The sequence below is a fragment of the Kiloniella litopenaei genome, assembly GCF_000982415.1.
GTDB lineage: Bacteria > Pseudomonadota > Alphaproteobacteria > Kiloniellales > Kiloniellaceae > Kiloniella > Kiloniella litopenaei.
Map to the genome: position 1 here is coordinate 112,665 of NZ_LANI01000018.1, position 17,258 is coordinate 129,922.

At 45.3% G+C, this 17,258-nt stretch carries 18 protein-coding genes; 8 read left to right on the forward strand and 10 right to left on the reverse strand.

The genetic code is table 11. The features are described 5' to 3' along the window. Positions 1-6: 6 nt before the first annotated feature. From WH95_RS12345 to rpsF, 4 genes are all read right to left on the reverse strand, one after another. Positions 7-1,533: a replicative DNA helicase gene (locus WH95_RS12345; protein WP_046507634.1), complete on the reverse strand. Its 1,527-nt coding sequence runs from the start codon at positions 1,531-1,533 to the stop codon at positions 7-9. A 182-nt stretch (positions 1,534-1,715) separates the two neighbouring features. Further along, on the reverse strand, positions 1,716-2,282 hold the full coding sequence (gene rplI, locus WH95_RS12350; protein WP_046507636.1) for a 50S ribosomal protein L9: 567 nt from the start codon (positions 2,280-2,282) through the stop codon (positions 1,716-1,718). A 15-nt stretch (positions 2,283-2,297) separates the two neighbouring features. After that, positions 2,298-2,555: a 30S ribosomal protein S18 gene (gene rpsR / locus WH95_RS12355; RefSeq protein WP_046507639.1), complete on the reverse strand. Its 258-nt coding sequence runs from the start codon at positions 2,553-2,555 to the stop codon at positions 2,298-2,300. Between the two features lie 11 nt (positions 2,556-2,566). Continuing rightward, a complete protein-coding gene (rpsF, locus tag WH95_RS12360) occupies positions 2,567-3,022 on the reverse strand; it encodes a 30S ribosomal protein S6 (protein ID WP_046507642.1) in 456 nt (151 codons plus the stop codon). A 402-nt stretch (positions 3,023-3,424) separates the two neighbouring features. Here rpsF and fabD point away from each other — a divergent pair, with 402 nt between their 5' ends. The 5 genes from fabD to mltG all read left to right on the forward strand — a co-directional run bounded on the left by fabD (position 3,425) and on the right by mltG (position 7,972). Beyond that, positions 3,425-4,366, forward strand: coding sequence for an ACP S-malonyltransferase (fabD, locus tag WH95_RS12365; protein WP_046507645.1), 942 nt, complete (start codon positions 3,425-3,427; stop codon positions 4,364-4,366). Between the two features lie 88 nt (positions 4,367-4,454). Continuing rightward, complete coding sequence (fabG, locus tag WH95_RS12370) at positions 4,455-5,195, forward strand: 3-oxoacyl-[acyl-carrier-protein] reductase (RefSeq protein ID WP_046507648.1); 741 nt, start codon at positions 4,455-4,457, stop codon at positions 5,193-5,195. A gap of 185 nt (positions 5,196-5,380) precedes the next feature. Then, a complete protein-coding gene (locus WH95_RS12375; protein WP_046507651.1) occupies positions 5,381-5,617 on the forward strand; it encodes an acyl carrier protein in 237 nt (78 codons plus the stop codon). A gap of 77 nt (positions 5,618-5,694) precedes the next feature. Next, the gene (fabF, locus tag WH95_RS12380) at positions 5,695-6,957 is read left to right on the forward strand and encodes a beta-ketoacyl-ACP synthase II (RefSeq protein ID WP_046507653.1); all 1,263 of its coding nucleotides are present in this window, start codon (positions 5,695-5,697) and stop codon (positions 6,955-6,957) included. Between the two features lie 52 nt (positions 6,958-7,009). After that, positions 7,010-7,972: an endolytic transglycosylase MltG gene (mltG, locus tag WH95_RS12385; RefSeq protein WP_245622969.1), complete on the forward strand. Its 963-nt coding sequence runs from the start codon at positions 7,010-7,012 to the stop codon at positions 7,970-7,972. Positions 7,973-8,004: 32 nt separating this feature from the next. Here the strand turns inward: mltG and WH95_RS12390 are convergent, their stop codons facing one another. After that, positions 8,005-8,559: an Ntn hydrolase family protein gene (locus tag WH95_RS12390; RefSeq protein WP_157845955.1), complete on the reverse strand. Its 555-nt coding sequence runs from the start codon at positions 8,557-8,559 to the stop codon at positions 8,005-8,007. A 270-nt stretch (positions 8,560-8,829) separates the two neighbouring features. On the opposite strand from WH95_RS12390, the gene infA reads away from it, so the two are divergent. Then, complete coding sequence (gene infA / locus WH95_RS12395) at positions 8,830-9,048, forward strand: translation initiation factor IF-1 (protein WP_046507661.1); 219 nt, start codon at positions 8,830-8,832, stop codon at positions 9,046-9,048. A gap of 447 nt (positions 9,049-9,495) precedes the next feature. Here the strand turns inward: infA and WH95_RS12400 are convergent, their stop codons facing one another. Then, positions 9,496-10,257, reverse strand: coding sequence for an SDR family NAD(P)-dependent oxidoreductase (locus WH95_RS12400; RefSeq protein WP_046507663.1), 762 nt, complete (start codon positions 10,255-10,257; stop codon positions 9,496-9,498). Positions 10,258-10,378: 121 nt separating this feature from the next. On the opposite strand from WH95_RS12400, the gene WH95_RS12405 reads away from it, so the two are divergent. Together WH95_RS12405 and gmk are read left to right on the forward strand one after the other, a co-directional pair. Beyond that, positions 10,379-11,272: a YicC/YloC family endoribonuclease gene (locus WH95_RS12405; protein ID WP_082114130.1), complete on the forward strand. Its 894-nt coding sequence runs from the start codon at positions 10,379-10,381 to the stop codon at positions 11,270-11,272. Between the two features lie 19 nt (positions 11,273-11,291). Then, on the forward strand, positions 11,292-11,936 hold the full coding sequence (gene gmk / locus WH95_RS12410; protein WP_046507666.1) for a guanylate kinase: 645 nt from the start codon (positions 11,292-11,294) through the stop codon (positions 11,934-11,936). A gap of 21 nt (positions 11,937-11,957) precedes the next feature. On the opposite strand, the gene rsmA is transcribed toward gmk, so the two are convergent. Genes rsmA through WH95_RS12430 form a run of 4 tightly spaced genes read right to left on the reverse strand, consistent with a single transcriptional unit; the run spans position 11,958 to position 17,235 of the window. Then, positions 11,958-12,812: a 16S rRNA (adenine(1518)-N(6)/adenine(1519)-N(6))-dimethyltransferase RsmA gene (gene rsmA, locus WH95_RS12415; RefSeq protein ID WP_046507669.1), complete on the reverse strand. Its 855-nt coding sequence runs from the start codon at positions 12,810-12,812 to the stop codon at positions 11,958-11,960. Positions 12,813-12,814: 2 nt separating this feature from the next. Beyond that, on the reverse strand, positions 12,815-13,822 hold the full coding sequence (pdxA, locus tag WH95_RS12420; protein ID WP_082114131.1) for a 4-hydroxythreonine-4-phosphate dehydrogenase PdxA: 1,008 nt from the start codon (positions 13,820-13,822) through the stop codon (positions 12,815-12,817). Further along, positions 13,819-15,066, reverse strand: a complete 1,248-nt coding sequence (locus tag WH95_RS12425) for a peptidylprolyl isomerase (RefSeq protein WP_046507671.1) — start codon at positions 15,064-15,066, stop codon at positions 13,819-13,821. Before WH95_RS12425 ends, pdxA begins: the two co-directional genes overlap by 4 nt. A gap of 39 nt (positions 15,067-15,105) precedes the next feature. Continuing rightward, a complete protein-coding gene (locus tag WH95_RS12430) occupies positions 15,106-17,235 on the reverse strand; it encodes an LPS-assembly protein LptD (protein WP_162199389.1) in 2,130 nt (709 codons plus the stop codon). Positions 17,236-17,258 lie beyond the last annotated feature (23 nt).

Consider the following 17,258-nt stretch of genomic DNA (forward strand, 5'->3'; position numbering starts at 1 on the left):
GGAAAGTTAGTAACTTTCGGGTAGCTGATCTTCCTCAGCGAGATCAGAGAACTTTGTAAATTCACCATTAAAGTGAAGCTCAACAGAGCCGATTGGGCCATGACGTTGCTTTCCAACAATCATTTCGGCCTTGTTTCTTGCTGCATCCAGACGTGCCTCGTGATTGGCCAATTTTTCATGAAACTTATCTGTTGAATCGTCAGCACCTTGACCCGGTTTTTCTCGGGCAATGTAATATTCGTCACGATAGAGAAAGATCACAACGTCTGCATCCTGCTCAATAGAACCGGATTCACGAAGGTCTGAAAGTTGTGGACGTTTATCTTCACGCTGTTCTGTTTGACGCGATAGCTGGGAAAGCGCAATGACGGGCACATTCATCTCTTTTGCAATCCCTTTTAGACCACGAGAGATTTCAGAGACTTCTTGAACGCGGCTATCACTTTTGCCTCCAGGCGCACCTGACATCAGCTGTAGATAGTCGACGATAATAATATCCAGACCATGCTGTCTCTTTAGGCGTCTGACACGATTACGAAGGCCCGGAATTGTGAGGTTTGGCGTATCATCGATAAAAAGTTTGTAGTTTGAAAGTGCACGGCTGACTTGAAAGACGTGTTCAAACTGATCTTCGGTCAATTCACCTTTACGCATCAGATGAGACGGTGTTTCCGCAGCAGAGGACAGGATCCTGCTTGCGAGCTGATCTGCTGACATCTCTAGCGAGAAGAAGGCAACGGACATGGGGATATCAACTTCGTCACCTTCGGCATTGTGGCCGGGTTTTGTTGATTGCGCGATGTTAAAGGCGATGTTTGTCACAAAGGCCGTCTTACCCATTGAAGGACGAGCCGCAAGAATAATCAAATCAGAATGATGGAAGCCACCCAGAAGCTTGTCGACATCGCGCAACCCGCTTGATACACCGGAAATACCGTCGCCCTGTTTCATGGCAACGTCAATGTAGTTCATCGAAACGGCAAGCGCGTCGGCAAAGGATGTAAAGCCGCCTTCGGTTTGACCTTCTTCTGCCAAACGATAGAGCTTTTGTTCCGCGCCTTCAATCTGTTGGGTTGCCGAGAGTTCCAGTTCGTGTGTATGGGCGTTATTGACCACTTCTTCGCCAAGATCAATCAACTCTCTTCTGATATAGAGATCGTGAATGATCTTACCATATTCAGAGGCATTGATAATGGTAACCACATTGCTTTGAAGCTCGGCGAGATAGCTGGTGCCACCAAGATCTTCCAGATTGCCATTGCTGGCGAAAAAGTTTTTGAGGGTCGTCGCGTTCGCAAGCTGCCCGCGTTCAATCAATGTTTTGCAAGCGTGATAAATTTCGGCATGGGCCGGATCTGCAAAATGAACAGGGAGAAGGAAGTCCGAGATTCTTTCAAAGGCTTTGTTGTTAGACAGAACGGCACCCAACAGTGCTTGTTCTACCTCGTAGTTATGAGGGGGAGAACGTAGTTCTGGTCCATCATCAAAGGGGATGTCTGAAACGTCAAAGGGCGGAATCGCGTGATCTTCCATGGCCTCGAATCTAGAAAATGATTATCAAATAACACGTGGGCGCAGCTGTTTCTCTATCCTGTTTAAGGCAAAAACAAGCGCAGAGGAATGTAGCTCGTTAGGGAAGAGAAGTACAGGTTGGAAATGAAAACGGCACCCCGAAAGGTGCCGTCTCATGAAACTCAAAAGTGAGAAAAGAAGACTTATGCTTCTGTTTCTTCTTCTGTGCTTTCTTCTTCAACTGCTTCTGCAACAGCTTCACGCTCTTCAGCTACTTCCTCAGTGGAAACAGCGCCGCCTGAGCTAAGCTGTAGCTCAGCTTCTTCAGCAGAACGTGCAGTGTTAACAACAATGTTAACGGAAACTTCTGGGTGCAGAACAACTTTAACGTCGTGCAGGCCAAGAGTTTTGATAACTTTGTCGAGAACAACCTGAGAGCGGGCAACTGTAACGCCAGCTTCAGTAACTGCTTCAGCAATATCACGGGTGTTTACAGAACCGTAAAGCTGCCCGGAATCACCAGCCTGACGAATCAGGGAAACAGTTAGACCTTCAAGCTTGCCAGAAACCTGTTCGGCTTCTTCACGACGCTTGAGGTTATCTGCTTCCAGCTGAGCACGCTGGTTTTCGAAGTGTTCAAGATTGGCTTTAGTTGCGCGCATAGCTTTCTGCTTTGGAAGCAGGAAGTTACGAGCATAACCAGGTTTTACGGTGACAACATCACCCATTTGACCAAGTTTTTCGATGCGTTCTAGAAGGACGACTTGCATGATAAAATCTCCTTCTTACCCGATCAAGTATGGCAATAGAGCAAGGAAGCGAGCACGTTTGATAGCTTTTGCAAGCTCGCGCTGTTTCTTTGCAGATACTGCGGTTATACGACTTGGTACAATTTTACCGCGCTCTGAGATAAAACGCTGCAGAAGACGTGTGTCTTTGTAGTCGATCTTTGGTGCGTTTGCACCAGCGAACGGGCAGCTTTTACGGCGACGGTTAAATGGGCGACGTGAACCAACGCCCTGGCTAACGATTTGAACGGCCATGTTTCTCTTCCTTAGCTAGCTGTTGCTTCACGAGGAGCGCGATCACCACCCTCACGAGGAGGGCGACCACCACGATCACCACCACGACCGCCGCGATCGTCACGACCGCCACGACCACCACGACCACCGCGCTCATCACGGTTGCCACGGTTTTGCATGATTACTGATGGCTCTTCTTCAAGCTCATCAACACGCAAAGTAAGGGTACGAAGAACATCATCATTGATGCGCATAACACGTTCCATTTCCTGGACCGCAGCAGCTGGTGCATCGATGTTAAGAAGAACATAGTGGCCTTTGCGATTTTTCTTTACGCGATAAGCCATGTTACGCAGACCCCAATATTCGGTTTTGCCTACGGAACCACCGTTCTCGGTAATAATACCAGTGAACTGTTCAGTGAGTGCATCGACCTGTGAGGACGAGATGTCCTGACGTGCGATATATACACATTCATAAAAAGCCATAGTTACTCCTCACGGCTTTGTGGGCAGAGGAAAAACCTTTACCCGGAGCTGGTGTCCTTGTTTCCGCTTGAGGTCACCAGCAAGGAGTTGATTTAGTGCGGATTAACGTGCGGAATATAGCGATCTTGGTGCAGGGGTCAAGCTCTATAGTATGTGTTAAGGCTAAGTTGTTGAAAACGCATGGTTATGGCTGTGAGTTTTTGGTGCGTTTTTACCTTTGGTGATAATTAAGTATACACGCCGTTGCATAATGACTTCTGGAAGGCTATTTCTGGGGCAACACAAATACTCTGAATGTTGTTTGTTCATTGGCGAATTAAATTTTGCCGTTTGATAGGACAAAAGCTTCTTAGCAAGGAGCCGGTACACGACAACATCAGCGCGTTTAATAAGGAGTTTATAATGAAGCGTGCATTTGTTTTTCCCGGACAGGGATCACAAGCCGTTGGTATGGGAAAAGAATTGGCAGAGGCTTTTTCTATCGCTCGCGAAGTTTTTGAAGAAGTCGATGAAGCGCTGGGACAAAAGTTATCTGCGCTGATGTTTGAAGGGCCTATCGACGAACTTACGCTTACAGAAAATGCCCAGCCTGCTTTAATGGCTGTGAGCACGGCTGTCGCCCGTGTATTACAGAGCGAAGGTAATTTGTTGTTGGGCGATCATGCTTCTTTTGTTGCAGGGCATTCTCTTGGTGAATATTCGGCTCTGACGGCTGTCGGAACGGTTGAACTGGCTGATGCTGCACGCCTGTTGAAGCTACGTGGTCAGTCTATGCAGCAAGCTGTTCCCGTTGGCGAAGGCGCGATGGCCGCTCTTCTCGGTCTTGATTTTGAAGATGCACAGGCGGTTGCTGAAGAAGCTGCGCAGGGTGAAGTTTGTTCGGCTGCGAATGATAATGCGCCAGGACAGGTTGTCGTTAGTGGTCATAAAGCTGCTGTTGAACGTTCTTTGGAAATTGCCAAGGCAAAAGGCGCAAAACGTGCTGTATTACTGCCTGTATCTGCGCCTTTCCATTGTTCGTTAATGGCACCTGCGGCTGATGCGATGGCCGAAGCCTTGGCCGCTGTCACTCTAAAGGCACCGACTGTGCCCGTTGTTTGTAATGTTTCTGCGGATATGGTCACGGACCCAGAAACGATTCGCGAATATTTGGTACAGCAAGTAACGGGGGTTGTTCGCTGGCGTGAGTCTGTACTGTATATGCGCGCGAATGAAGTTGAGCAATTGGTCGAGTTGGGTGCAGGGAAAGTGTTGAGTGGTCTCAACCGTCGTATCGATCGCGATCTTACATCGGCGAACGCAGGAACGCCTGAAGAAATAGAAAATCTGTTGAAGAGTCTTTAAAAGTTTAAAAGCCGAAGGACGAGTACTTGGTCTCTTGCATGAAATTGAGTATTCTTCCGCGCATAAATATTGATCTTAGGAGTATAGGATGTTTGATCTTTCCGGTAAGACAGCACTTGTTACAGGTGCTTCTGGCGGTATTGGAAGTGCAATTGCCAAGGCCTTGCACGATCAGGGGGCTGTTGTTGGTCTTTCGGGTACCAGAGTGGAAGCACTTGAAAAGGTAGCTGCTGAACTGGGCGGTGATCGGGTCCATGTTTTGCCCGCGAATCTATCTGATGCAGATGCGCCAGCGGATTTGGTGAAACGCGCTGATGAAGCAATGGGGCAACTTGATATTCTGGTGAACAATGCAGGATTGACCCGTGATAATCTTGCGATGCGTCTGAAAGATGAAGATTGGGATACCGTCCTTGCCGTTAATCTTACAGCCAGCTTCCGTCTGTCCAAAGCATGTCTTCGTGGCATGATGAAGCGTCGTTGGGGACGTATTATCGGAATTACTTCTGTTGTTGGCACTACGGGGAATGCTGGTCAAACGAACTATGCTGCTTCAAAAGCAGGCTTGATTGGTATGAGCAAGTCTCTCGCCCAGGAAGTTGCGTCGCGTGGAATTACAGTCAATTGTGTAGCACCTGGTTTTATTGCTACGGCAATGACCGATGTGCTCAGTGATGATATTAAAGAAAATCTTCTAAGTGGTATTCCCTGTGCAAAGCTTGGCTCTCCCGAGGATATCGCAGCTTCGGTTGCCTATCTATCCAGTAATGAAGCTGCTTATGTGACAGGCCAGACCTTGCATGTTAACGGCGGAATGGCCATGATATAATCAGCATTTGACCCTCTGGCGTTGAATCTTTATGAAAGATAAACGATTAAGAGCGTTGGCAAGCCGACTTAAAGTGTGTTATGAGGCGGCGCTTCTCTGCAGTTGGCAGGGAAAAATAGAAATTCAGGCCTTAGGGTCGTTAGTAAAACCGCCGAAAGGCGATAAATAGTTAAGGGCTAAAGTTTATGAGCAACGATGTCGCTGATCGCGTAAAGAAAATTGTAGTTGAACACCTCGGTGTTGAAGAAGCCAAAGTTGTGGAAAGTGCAAGCTTCATCGACGATCTTGGTGCTGACAGCCTGGATACTGTCGAACTCGTTATGGCATTCGAAGAAGAGTTCGGTTGTGAAATTCCAGACGATGCTGCTGAAAAAATCGTAACAGTTCAGAACGCTGTCGATTTCATTTCAGAAAACGTTTAATCGTTTTTTAGAAGTATATGACGCCGGGGAACTCCCCGGCGTTTTCGTCTTTAATAGCGTAGAGACTTTTTAGAATCATGCGTCGTGTCGTTATAACCGGTCTCGGTATGGTATCTCCGCTTGGGTGTGGTGTGGATCATATATGGTCACGCATTACCAACGGAGAATCAGGTATTGGTAAAATTACTCAATTTGATGCGTCGGATTTGCCGTCTCAAATTGCGGGTGAAATTCCTGTTGGCGAAACTGCTGACGGTTACTTTAATGCGGATGATCATGTCGCAGCCAAGGATCGCCGTAAGCTTGATCCCTTCATTGTGTATGGTATTACCGCTGCTCAACAAGCTATTGAAGACGCGGGCTGGAAGCCCGAAGATGAAGAGAGTTTGTTCCGCACTGGTGTGATGATTGGATCCGGTATCGGTGGCTTGCAAACCATTGCTAATGGTGCGGTCATGATCGAAGAAAAGGGGCCGCGCAAGCTTTCTCCTTTCTTTATTCCTTCATCACTGATCAATTTGATTTCCGGTCATGTTTCTATTCGTTACGGATACAAGGGGCCAAACCACTCTGTTGTGACAGCATGTTCAACAGGTGCACATGCGATAGGTGATGCTGCACGTTTGATCCAGATGGATGATGCAGATGTTATGGTCGCTGGTGGTGCCGAAGCTGCTGTTTGCAGACTTGGTATCGCAGGCTTTTGCGCATCACGTGCGCTGTCTACCGGCTTTAATGATACCCCCGAAAAAGGCTCTCGTCCTTGGGATAAAGGACGTGACGGCTTTGTTATGGGCGAAGGCGCTGGTGTTGTTGTTCTTGAAGAACTGGAACATGCAAAAGCGCGTGGAGCTACGATCTACGGCGAAGTCGTTGGTTATGGCCTGTCCGGGGATGCACACCATATTACGGCCCCACCTCCTGATGGAAATGGTGGTTTCCGTGCAATGTCTGCTGCACTTAAACGTGCAGGTATCAATGCCAGTGATGTGAACTACATCAACGCTCACGGGACTTCTACACCGTTGGGTGATGAAATTGAATTTGGCGCTGTGAAGCGTCTGTTTGGAAACAATGAAGACCTTTGTATGTCTTCGACCAAATCCGCGATCGGTCACTTGCTGGGTGCTGCTGGTGCTGTTGAGGCTATCTTCTCTGTAAAGGCAATCAAAGAAGGTGTGATTCCTCCAACGCTTAATTTGGAAGATCCATCTGATGAATGTCAGGGGATTGATCTGGTTCCTCTTGAAGCGCAAGAGCGAAAAATTGATGTCGCACTATCCAATTCCTTTGGATTTGGCGGAACCAATGCAAGCCTAGTGCTTAAAGCATTCAGATAAATTCACTTAAGCTGTGAGTGAAGAACAAAAAGTATCTACGAGGCCCTCTTTTTTGAAGTGGGCCTCGCTTGTTTTCGCCTTGGGGATTTTGTGTTTTTCCATCGTATTATACATGGGGCGACAGGAATTTTTAGCACCGGGACCTCTCAAAAAAGATCTCACCATTGTAATCCCCAAAGGGTCTGGGTTAGAGAAAATATCGAATATTCTGAAAGACGAAGGCGTTATTCGTGAACCGATTATCTTTCAACTGGGTGCACGCTATACCAAAAAAGCAAGAAACCTAAAAGCTGGCGAATTTTTGATGCCTGCGGCTGTTTCTATGAAAGACGCGATTGAGATACTGGAAAACGGAAAAACGGTCAGCTACTCAATTACGATCCCGGAAGGGAAAACATCATTCGAGATTGTCGAGATACTGCGAAATCATCCTGATTTGGAGGGTGAAATTACAGATATACCCGAAGAAGGCAGTCTTTTACCTGAAACCTACTCGTTTGTCCGGGGCGATAGCCGTCAATCCATTCTTGACCGAATGAAGCAGGCATTAGAACGTCATCTTGATAAGTTGTGGAATAATAGACAGGAAGGCTTGCCGCTTAAGACCAAGGAAGAGGCATTGGTTCTGGCGTCCATCGTTGAAAAGGAAACAGGTATTGCGTCAGAAAGACCGCTTGTTGCGGGGGTTTTTATTAATCGCTTGAATTTAAAAATGCGTCTGCAATCGGATCCAACAGTAACATATGGTATTACACTTGGCGCTAAGCCTTTGGGGCGAAGTTTAACCCGTAAGGATCTAAAAACCGCAACGCCCTACAATACCTATACGATTGATCGCCTTCCCCCAGGGCCCATTGCTAATGTTGGCTTGTCTGCGTTAGAGGCTGTGACACAGCCAGCAAAAACCAAATATTTGTACTTTGTCGCTGATGGTACAGGGGGGCATGCTTTTGCTCGCAACCTTAAAGAGCATAATAAAAATGTACGTCATTGGCGGTCAGTGAATAAAAAATAAACAGATTGTTGCGATAAAGAACCACTGAACTTTTAATCGATTGTATGTGTGTGATAGGGCTCGTTTGAGTGAAGATCATATTTACAAACTGTATGTAGTGTTTGTTCAACAATCTGTTCGGCTGAAAGCGATGTTTCGTATAAGGATTCAAGTGAACCCAATGCGAATGAATGTCCTGATCCAATAGCCCAAAATCTTGAAAATTCATCTACATTTCTTTCGGGATCTATATGAAAAATTGTTTTGTGCGTCGCGATTAACAGGTTCATTCCACTCCCTTTGAAATGATTTCCTGTTGGTAGCGAAAGACATTTTTCTGTTAATATCTTTTGAATTTTTAACATACTTTTGTAGGTCGACATTCTATCCGCGAAGTTAAAACAATCTTCATGTTCTAAACATAGATAGTCTAGAATTGTATGGTAAGTTGTCTCACCTACATGTCCAATGGTCCCGTGCTTAAGGAAGTGAATTTTAGAAGAATTTATTTTTTCCTGAGCTGGATGTAGGGTGTTGATATCAGAGCATTTAGAGTCACTGCCGATAACAGTTTTTCCTTGTTTTTTGACGGCGATCACGATTGACATAACGGCTTCCTTATTGCTTGAAATCAAGACAAGCAAAGCAATGATCATCGTTATCGTAAACTGTGTATTAATGTATGGCTGGATAGTGACTATTCAAAAATGAACAGAATTGTTTTTATCGTTTTCTCTGGCTATCCATTTTCTTTTTTTATGTGATATTATGGTTTTTTAACGATATGTGGGTGAAAATACGATGATTACTTGACCTTTTGTAAATGTTGAGTAGTTTTGCGGCACGCACAAATGCGGTATAAAAAAGGCAAAGGTTGAATGGCTAAAGAAGAACTCCTTGAGTTTAGTGGTACTGTTATTGAAAAGCTCCCGAATGCAATGTTCCGGGTAGAGCTTGAAAATGGACACGAGATTATTGCCCACACAGGTGGTAAGATGCGTAAGTTCCGCATTCGCACCATGGTTGGTGATAAAGTTGACGTCGAAATGACCCCTTATGATTTGACTAAGGGACGGATCACTTTCCGTCACAAATAATCCTCTATCTTTAAAAATAGAGAATACAGCGCATTTGCGCGTTTGGTCGGTATGACTGAACGCGCTTTTTGTGCTTGTATTTGTCGTCAAGGAAATATCTGTTTCTTTCGAAAGGGTTTTGGCATCGCCTGGGCACCGGATTTATGAAATTTGGTGCTTATATATTATTGAAAAAATTATCTTTCTACTGATGTTTTAGCGCAATTAAATACGAGGAAAATGCCCGTGCTTTTGCATTAGAGATATTCCCTCAAACAGTTAAAAAATGAATGGGGCATTTTATACACGTGTCTTGGATGTCAAACTGGCAGAAGATGCGAGCAGGGCTATGCATTCGCCTTTTTTATTTAAACTGGTTGATCAGATTTGATTAAAGTCGTTCCTGTGATAGGGGCGGCTTTATAAAGCTATTTTATAAAAAAGTAGCACGACAAGCTGTGTTGTATTCTACTGTTTGTTCGGCAGTTTGTTTGAAATAAATTCTGATATAAAAAGCGGCAAAGTGGAAAAGAATAATACGGCTAGATACATTGGCTTTGGGAAAGAAATTCTGGCTTTATTCCGTTCCAAACCTTTGCCTATAATGGTTGCTGCTTTTGAGCTTTCCATTAAAAATGGCATGGGAAATTTGTTAACGGCAGTTATACCGCTTTTGACAAAGCCGGGGGTGATTACTGAAACCTTTATGTTACTCTTTTTTAACGTACCCCGCAGACTTTCCCCCCAAGTGCGGACAGCCGCTTTGCTGGCGCAGTAAGCAGGTGCACTGGGAAGGCCTTTGAACGAGGCAAGAGAAGACATGATCGCGATTTGCCCCTGGCCATTTGATTTCATTACTTCAATCGCGGGAAAAACAGTATTGAACACACCGTTCAGATTTATATCCATTATTTCCCGTGTCTGATGATCAGATTCGTCTTGTTGTCCTGTACCACCGGATATACCTGCGTTGGCAATAACGAGATCGAGTTTTGATGTTTGATTGGCTTTGATAATTGCTTCACTGCAAGCCGTTTGATCTATAACGTCCAATTGCAATGAATGTACTTGTGCGCCCCGTTTGATACATTGGCCTGCTATGGCCTGTAAACGAGTACGATTTCTACCACAAAGGAAAAGAACATTTCCTGGCATAGCATAATATTCTGCAAGGGCAGCCCCAATGCCACTGGATGCGCCGGTAATAAATATGGTCTTTGGAATTGTCATTCTTGCAGTAACTCATAAGCTTTGGGTATAAGGCTTATGAAAATAAAGCTGCTTGTGATGAATGTAAAACAATCCATCCATGTAGATACGGATGATGCTTCAATAACCCCGAGGAACCATTATGGGAAAAGCAATTGCCAGCATGACAGGATTTGCCCGTGCTGAAGGTGAGTACGCAGGGACGACCTGGTCTTGGGAGCTTAAAAGCGTCAATGGTAAAAACCTGGATGCGAGATGTCGGGTTCCAAACGGATTCGAAGTTTTGGATGCTAAAGTAAGGTCGGCTTTGGCAAAAAGCTTTAAGCGTGGCAACTTCCACATAAACCTTGTGATTGATAACAAACACAAAGCTGTGCAGTTACAAGTGAACGAAGACATTCTGCAACAAGTAATTCCGCTGGCCACAAGAATTGGGAATGATCTGGATGCGGTTGCGCCTTCGATTGATGGCATCTTGAATTTACGGGGTGTGTTAGAGCTTGTCGAAGAAGAGGAATCCCAGGATGAGGCGAATGCACGTTTGGCGTTGATTGAAACAAGTTTGCAAGATGCGATTGAAGCCATGCAAACCATGCGCGGTGAAGAGGGGGCAAGACTTGCAGAAATTGCGTCCGGTCAACTGGATGCTATTGAAAGCTTGCAACAAGAAGCAGCAAAGCTAGCAGCTACACAGCCAGCAGCTATACAGGATCGTTTTAATAAACAGCTGTCAGAATTATTATCAGATGCTAGCCCTGTTTCTGAAGAGCGGATGGCCCAGGAAATTGCTGTTCTGGTAACGAAGGCTGATATCCGAGAAGAACTTGATCGTCTGGCTGCACATGTTGCAGCTGCGCGTGAGCTGTTGGAAAACGGTGGACCCTGTGGACGTCGGTTAGATTTTCTCTGTCAGGAGTTTAATCGCGAGGCCAATACACTTTGCTCAAAATCTTCGGATGTTGCCTTAACTACGATTGGTATTGAGCTCAAGGCGACGATAGAACAACTTCGCGAACAAATTCAAAACGTCGAATAAAAGTAAGGTTTTAAAAACAATGAATGCTGTTGTTGCCCCCACGCTTGAACGTCGTGGCCTTATGCTGGTCCTTTCTTCCCCTTCCGGGGCTGGTAAAACAACAATTTCCAGAATACTGCTGGAGAGAGAAGAAGAGCTTACTCTATCCATATCTGCAACAACGCGACAAATGCGTCCGGGGGAAATTCACGGCAAAGATTATTTCTTTGTAAGCCCGGATGAATTTAATTCCATGGTTGATAATAACGAGATGCTGGAACATGCGACTGTATTTGATAATAAATATGGTACGCCGAGCGAGCCAGTAGAACAGGGGCTGTCATCGGGGCAGGATGTTCTCTTCGATATTGATTGGCAAGGAACACAGCAAGTTGCAGCAAAAGCCCCTAATGATATTGTTCGCGTGTTTATTCTTCCGCCGTCGCTACAAGAGCTTGAGAGGCGTCTCTATGCACGGGCTCAGGACAGCGAAGAAGTTGTCAAAGGACGTATGGCCAAAGCGGCTGATGAAATGAGCCATTGGGCTGAGTATGATTATATTATCGTAAATACAGATGTCGAAAAATCTGTTGCTGATGTTCAGGCTATTCTCCGAGCGGAACGCTTGAAACGAGATCGAAGACCTGATCTTGATTCTTTTGTTCGTGGATTACGTCAAGCCTAAGCTGGAAGTTGAGTTGTATCTTCAACCTTTCAACTGGTCATAAGCGCGGGCAATCGAACAGAACTCATGAATAGTTAGTTCTTCTGCCCGGGCGGTTTCTTTAATACCAGCGATGGATATGAGCTCTGGTGTATTTGTGCCCAAGCTTTTCAGGCTTTGTCGCAACATTTTACGCCTTTGTCCAAAGGCAGCTTCCGTTACTTTTTCCATTGTGAATACATTTGCTTTTGCCAATGGTTTTTGTCTCGGTTCTAATCTTGCCACAGTTGATGTTATTTTTGGCGGAGGGATAAAAGCTCTGGGTGGAATATCGAAAAGTGCAGATGTTTCGCAAAGCCATTGCGTCATGACACTCAGACGGCCATAGCTTTTGGTTTTGGGTTCAGCTATCAGACGGTCAACGACTTCTTTTTGAAACATAAGTGTCAGGCTTGCAAATGAGTTTGCATCCAGCGCAATTTGTTTCAGCCATCTAAGCAAAAGTACTGTCGAAATATTGTAGGGTAGATTGGCGACAATCCGTCGCGGCGAACTTCCGAGCTCTGTTAAATCAACCTTGAGGGCGTCGCTTTCTATGACTTGTAGCTTGTTGTTATAGGCTGTTGATACTTCCTTCAGCGCTTCCAGACAACGTTGATCTTTTTCGATCGCAATAACCTGTTGCGCGCCCTCCATAAGCAGACCGCGTGTCAGGCCTCCGGGTCCCGGGCCTATTTCGAAGATTGTCCCCTGATCAAGTGGCCCTCCGCCTCGTGCTATTCTTGATGTGAGATTTAGATCTAGCAGAAAGTTTTGCCCGAGTGATTTTTTTGCAGCGAGATCAAAGCGCGCTATAACCTCTCTCAGTGGGGGGAGTTTGTCCGTTGATCTATTCATATCTAATGCGCTTTTGCTTTTGCCATTGTTGTCGCCATCTCTATCGCGGCAATAAAACTGTTGGGGTTCGCGATACCTTGTCCTGCGATATTATAGGCGGTTCCATGATCTGGTGACGTTCGAATAAAGGGCAGGCCAAGGGTAATGTTGACACCGCTGTCAAAATCGAGGGTTTTTATGGGGATCAGAGCTTGATCATGGTACATACAAACAGCGACATCATAACTTTCACGGGCTTTGGCATGAAACATTGTATCTGCCGGTAGAGGACCTGTGATATCAATACCTTCTTTTTTTAATAGTTCGAGTGTTGGGCTAATTAGGTCTATTTCTTCTGTTCCCATTGCCCCGTTTTCTCCTGCGTGTGGGTTTAATCCTGAAACGGCGATACGTGGCTTATCTATACCAAAATCATGTTTTAACGCAGTATTTGCAGTTCTAATTGTGTGAGAGATTAAATCGCTGTCCAGCTTATTGACGGCCTCTTTCAACGAAAGGTGAATAGTAACAGGAATAACGCGGAGTTGACTGGAAGCAAGCATCATCACAGATGGCGTTTTGCTATTGGCTAAGTCGGCGAGATACTCTGTGTGCCCTGGGTGTTTAAATCCAGCTTGATACAGAATATCTTTATTTATCGGGTTTGTGACAATTGCCGAGGCCTCTTTATTTTGCACGAAGCTTACGGACCGTTTTATGGAGTTGATAACAGCTGAAGCATTATCTGGGTCACCTATACCCGGAATAGCTGGCTGTTTCAATTCTTCTGTCAGGACGGGTAATGCTTGACCAAAGCATGTAAGAGCATCAAGGGGATCAGATATTCTTTTTATGGGAATAGGTAGGGATAGATCAGATGCTAATTTCTCCAATCTGTCGGGGCAATCCACAATAAAGAAAGGGAAGGCACCTTGATGCAGGTGCTCCCAGGCTTTTAGGCTCAATTCACCGCTAATACCTGCCGGATCTCCCATTGTTATGGCAATGGGTAAGGGGGCCAGTTGGCTCACAAACGGATATCCACGTTTGAACTTCTGCGAAGATCCAAGAGATATCTTCTGGCTAATGTATCCAAACGATCATTCGTGAGTTTTTCTTGAATTGCCAATCGGTCAACGCCACCACTTTCTTGACGTTCACATACGGCGATTACCGCCAACCCACCCGAGACTTTAATGGCTGGTGTTGTCTGACCAACACTGACCTGCTCAATGGCGGATCTGGTCGTCGCAGGAAGGTCTTTTGTTCTAACCGTTCCTAAATCGCCGGAACCTTCATCACCTAGTTCATCAGCTAGTTGATCCATTTCTCCACAGCTGGTGAATTTTCGACGGGCATCGGCAGCTCTTGACTGTGCTTTCTGAGTGTCTTCAAAGCTGGGTGCTGCAGGTAAAGAGAAGAAGAACTGTTTTAAGCGGACTTTCTTTTCGCTTTCCGCTGATCGTTGATCCTGAACCAATAGAATGTAATATCCACTTTTGGTGCGTATAGGGCCAAGTAAGGAGCCAGCGGAAGCGGATTCAACGGCGCTTTGTAATTCGTTAGATAGCTGTCCGGTTTGCAACCACCCTAAATCTCCACCGAGCCCAGCACTGTTTGATTGCGATATCTGTCGGGCAATGGCAGAGAAATTACCACCATTTCTTATTGTCAGCAGAGCTTCATCGGCCTGGGCTTTGATTTTTGCTTCGTCCGATGCGGTATCAACGCCTAGAAAAATTTCAAAAATTCTCTTTTGAATTGCGGGGCCATCCGATTGAAGTTTCGTAATAACTTCATCTATTTCAGCTTCAGAGATATTAACCGATGATCTCAAGCGCCTGTTAACAACGGCTCTCCAAGCAATATCAGCTCTAAACTGATCTAAGAGAGTAGTTTGTAATACACCTTGTTTACGCAATCCATCCGTCAGTTGTTGCACAGTCATTTTATTCTGCTTTGCAACTGCGGCTAATGCTCGTTGAACCTGCTGATCAGATATTGTGATGTTGAGACGTTCAGCTTCTTGTAGTTTTAGCCTTTCGTCGATAAGAATACGAACGACTTGTCTCACCATTCTTTGTCGAACTTGTGGGGTATTCTTTTGCTTGCTTGAGACAATAGCGAGTTGAGTACGTTGGCTAACGTCCAGCAGAGAAATAATATCGTCGTTTACGACTGCCGCAGGACGAAGAACGTCTTGTGAAAATGAAGTTGTTGCTGTTGTTAGCATGAGGGCAAAGCCCAACAAATTAGCAGCAAAATTAATTCTCATTTGATACCAGTACCTTTTGTCTCAGATAGCCGAATTACTCTATAGCGGCTGAATTGTACCCAAGTGTTTAAATGTTAGTTCAACCATAAATCGGTTATCTGGCTCTACTTCTCTATCCTGGAACCAAGTTCGTGAATATTGGCTATCAATAATAATACACTCATCATGGTAAATTAAGCCAAGACTTGCCTCTCGAGATGAATCCGCATCAATATCACGGGTGTAACTGGAATTGAGACTCCAGTATTTTGTCATTTGACTGTTAATTCCAATCTTCACTTCTTCTCGATCAGAAGTTTCCCCATCGATGTTATCATCCTTGAGGAAGACGTAATCCAGATCTAGATTCAGGGCAGCCGGACCTATATTGACTTCGATTTCATTCCGGTTGGCTCCTAAATCATCAGGATCAAATCTGAACCGGTAGAGAGCACTAAAATTATCAATTGTATAAATCCCGATATGCCCGACAATGTCTGATACTGCATCCTTTAGCCCGGAATTTTCTTCGTGGAGGTTACTTTTCCCGCTAAAGCGATAACTTTGCCCAATCAGGAAGTCTGCCTGATTTCCAGAGACTGTCGATGCCGTCCATTTTACACCATAGCTTACACGGCTTCCGGAATCCACGCGATCTGTTCCTGCAAAGCGGTTTAAGGAAAAGAGCGAAGCATCATCAAATTCAAAATCACGGCTATCGTCGTTTGGAATTTCGTTCGGATTAGATCCGTTCGGGGCTAAGACCCCCTGAACAATAGGTTCGATTGTTTGACTGAAATTGCCGCGGTGGCTGGCAAAGGGAAAGCGCCACTCCAAGGCTATCTGGGGGAAGACTCGACCAGTAAAGCCGGTATAGCTATCACCGTTTTTTCTGATCTCATCGTTCTCTGTATTAACACCGTTTACCCAGTAACCATCGGTTTGTATTTGTGTCGTGAGTTTGTATTGATCGCCCCAAGACCCTGTATAGGGAAGATCCCATCCCCCGATTAAAGACACGCGCCGACTGTCACGCCCTTCACTTCGCCCTAGCGCTTGTGCATTTGCATCTAGACGATAAGTGGCTCCTGTGACACCAGGTTGGCTTTGGAAATTGTACTGCGCACGGGGTAATACATAAGGGTTTTCAGAATCGTTTATGTCATTTCGTGTACTTTGAAAGGTGTAACTATCAAGTCTAGCAAAGTTTCGTCCTCTGAAACCCTCGATAAACGCGCTGGTTTCCAATTCAGAATCTGTGTTAAAGCCATAAACACGACCATAAGTATCATCGGTTGCTCGCTCAGCGTTAAAGCCCCATCGCCAGGTTTTATCTAGATCAAAGCGTCCTTCACTGATAATTTGTCCACGAAACTCGTCTTTTTCTACATTCCCATTATTTTCATCTCTGTCGGCGATCGTCGCGCTGGCTTCTATCGACAGATCCCCTTTATTGAACTTTTTTTCATATTCGCCAGCAAGAACAATACCCTGTTTGGTTGTTGCTATTGGCGCAAATAAAAATTCTGACGATTCATCAATAGCCCAATAGTAAGGGATTTGTAGGGTAATACCTAATTGGTTCGAGTTACCGTAAGTAGGTAATAGAAAACCGCTTCGTCTTTTTACTGTTGGGTCAGGATGGGCAAGATAGGGGGTGTAGATAACGGGAACGCCAAAGATTTCCATCCATGCATGATCGTATTTTATCGTTTGGGATGTTTTGTTGTGGACAATTTTCTTCGCCTTTAATTGCCAGATAGGCGCTTTACTGGGATCGTCTTTGCAAAGCTCACAAGGGCTGAACACACCATTGGAAAATACTGATATGTTTCCACTGGTTAATTGGCCCGTTGATGCCGCCAGCCGACTGCGGTCTGTCAACAGGATACGGATGTCGCGAATAAAACCTTCTTTCAGGTTATCCGTGAGCTCTACATGTTCAGCAAAAACAATATCACCACTGGGCTCTAGAAGACTTATATTTCCTGTTGCGCTGACAACATTTGTATTCATATTGTAGGAGACACTATTGGCAAGAACTGTACGTTCTCCCTGAGATATTTCAACATTTCCCGATGCCGTAACGACACCCAATCCTTCGTCATAGATAACTTCGTCCGCGCTGATCAGTGCTGGTATATCTTCATTAATACCGTCCACTGATTGGGCAGAGGATTTATGTGACACGGATATTCCGACAACAAAGGTTA